At 60.3% G+C, this 2597-nt stretch carries 2 protein-coding genes; one reads left to right on the top strand and one right to left on the bottom strand.

What is annotated here, in order from left to right:
• Positions 1-122: 122 nt before the first annotated feature.
• Complete coding sequence (locus F4U94_RS23930) at positions 123-1655, bottom strand: recombinase family protein (RefSeq protein ID WP_150412348.1); 1533 nt, start codon at positions 1653-1655, stop codon at positions 123-125.
• Between the two features lie 349 nt (positions 1656-2004).
• Here F4U94_RS23930 and F4U94_RS23925 point away from each other — a divergent pair, with 349 nt between their 5' ends.
• Entirely contained in the window at positions 2005-2502 is a 498-nt protein-coding gene (locus F4U94_RS23925) for a helix-turn-helix domain-containing protein (protein WP_170272000.1), read from the top strand.
• Positions 2503-2597 lie beyond the last annotated feature (95 nt).

The following is a 2597-nucleotide window of genomic DNA, read 5'->3' as shown; positions in this document are numbered from 1 at the left end:
CCGATGTGCTCAGCAGCATCGCCGACATCCCCCAGAACCGTCTCCACGAACTGCTGCCATGGAATTGGCGCGCAGCCGAAGATCAACGCGAAGCCGCCTGATCCGCGGCCTTCACCGAATGCCTACGGACCGTTGGCACCATCGGGATAGATTATGACGCTCTCGATCAACCTGGACATCAGTTCGGCCGCTTCCGTGCGGATGGTCTCTTCGCCCAGCGTCTCGCGCAACGCGCCGATCTTCTCACCGAATTTCTGTACCCGCACGGGGTGTGGCACGATCTGAGCGATCGGCTGCGCCGGAGCCGACCGTGTCAGACGGTTCTCTAGGTTAGCCTTCTCGGTTTCCCGGTCTGTCAGCAACTTCATCGCACTGGTGCTGAGCAGTCCGGTTAGCAGATTGGCAGACAGATTTGCGAGTTCGCCCTCGACGATCGCAAGGCGATCCCTCGTCGCCTTATCACGATCAACCTGCTTGCCGGCGATCTTCGCCACCTCCCGATTGAACGTCTCCGTGAAAATCTTCGCATGCTCCTCCGTGAACAGATGATTCTGGAGGACCGCCATGGCGGCGTGTTCCAGCGCGCCCTTGCGGACAGAAAGCGTGTTGCCGCAGGTGCCGCGCTCCTTCTGACCCGCGCAGCGATAATAATCCTTGCCGCTGATGGTGTAGTTCGCTCCGCACGAACTGCACCTGATCAGACTGGAGAGCAGGTGCTTCTTGCGCTTCGACCCGGCAGGCGACTTGGCCCCTTTGGGTCGTTCCCGGCGCAGGATCTCCGCGCGCACGGCTTCCCAAAGAGCGTCGTCGATAATGCGCAGGTCCGGCACTTCGATCTCTAGCCATAGCGCCGGGTCGCGCATGGTGTAGCGCCGCTCCCGGTTTTCACTGTCGGGATTGCGGCGCCACTTGCGACGGCCCCAGACAAGACGACCGACATAAAGCGGGTTGTTGAGGATGCCGGTGAATTTCTTCGGATCGCCGCGGATAGTGGAGGCGTTCCACTGCTTGCCCCGAGGACTGGTTACGCCCTCCTCGTTGAGGGCCTTGGCGATCTCATAGGCTGACAAGCCGGAAGCGAAATCGCTGCAGATGCGCTCGACGACACTGGCCTTGACGGGCGAGATATCCAGATAGCCCCTAATCCGCTCACCATCTGCATCATAGATCTTCCGCGTCTCGTAGCCATAGGAGCGCCCACCGGCGATCTTGCCTGCCACGATCGCCGCCTCCATTCCACGCAGCGTCTTGTCGACGAGATTCTTGAGGAAAATCGCGCCGAGAAGAGCCGCGACGCCGAACTTCACCTGATCGACATGCAGTTCTGTGACCGTGTACAGATCGATATCGTGATAGCCCAGCTTCTTGCCGAGCCAGGCGACATCCTCTCCGTCTCGGGCCAAGCGGTCGAGCGATTCGCAGACCACCATATCGGCTCCACCGTCCTCAATCAGGCGCAGCAGTTGCTTGAGGCCTGGCCGGTTGCGCTTATAGCCGGACATCTCAGGGTCAAGGAATGTGGCTACCACCGTCCCGCCTAGATGATCGACCAGCTTCATGCAGGAGGCTGTCTGATCCTCGCTCGACGTTGCCGTCTGGAGGCTGGTGGAGTGCCGTCCATAGAGGACGATCCGGGGATTGGTCTTCTTAAGCATGGCGCTGGTCTACCTTTATCGATCGGCTTGACCGAATCCTTCGTTGTCCGGCACACGGTGCCGGGATGTTGGAAATGGTCACTTCTGCTGGCCCTCTGCGTGAGGGGCTGGCCCATTAGATGAGTCAGGCGTGCCGGTGCTGCAATGGTTGACGGCCGCTGCGCGTGCCATCAGGCGGACAAGCTGTTGCAGCGCCAGCTGAAAATCTGCGTTTTCGGCGCGCAGTATGACTGTGGCGGCGACGGAGGGAGCCGCCTTTGAATGTTTGGGCCTTGAAGCCTGTGTGTTAATCCGCCCGGTCATGCAGGCGTTATGGGATTGTTAGAATCCTGCCCTGCAAAAGCGTCATGTGACGCAACTAAAAAATTTCAGTTTCCCAGCCGCTGCGATTCCGACGGACATCGGAACCCGTTTAAGGACACTGCGGGAGGAACTGCGCTGGAAGCAGTCGGAACTGGCTGAGCGCAGCGGTATTGCGGTGGGCACCATCAGCAAGATCGAGAATTGCGAAGTGGACGGCGGCTACTGCATCCGTGGTCGCATGCCACGGGCCGATACTTTGCTGCGGTTACTCGCGGCGATGTTCGAAGGAGGTGCTGACTTCGAATTAAAGGAAGTTGTGCCGCGCTGGCCAGAGGCAACGCCGGGCCGCCCCTTCGGCTATGGCCCCCTAAGCCGCTTGCGTCGTCGGCAGCTGGGCTTGAGCCTGGAAGGAGTCGCGAAAATCGCGGAAGTCGACATTGCGACCCTCTCGCGGTTCGAAAGAAACGCGACGCCTCACTCCACCTTGTACAAATTCAGAACATCCGGGAACGGTTGCGCGGCGACAACTACGATGGCCGGTTGAGCGGCGACTATGATGGCCGGTAGGATCGGTTGTCTGGTCTGATCGTAGGGAGGGGCGCAGCCCCGACCGGAGAGCGGACCAGACAACCGGTGGCG

It is taken from the genome of Sphingobium limneticum (assembly GCF_008710155.1).
Lineage (GTDB): Bacteria > Pseudomonadota > Alphaproteobacteria > Sphingomonadales > Sphingomonadaceae > Sphingobium > Sphingobium limneticum.
The sequence above is the reverse complement of the archived record's forward strand: the minus strand, read 5'-3'. Positions and strand labels throughout refer to the sequence as shown.

Bases quoted from the DNA above. Each gene is read 5' to 3' on its own strand.
- F4U94_RS23930 (WP_150412348.1), bottom strand. From the start codon at position 1,655: ATGCTTAAGAAGACCAATCCCCGGATCGTCCTCTATGGACGGCACTCC.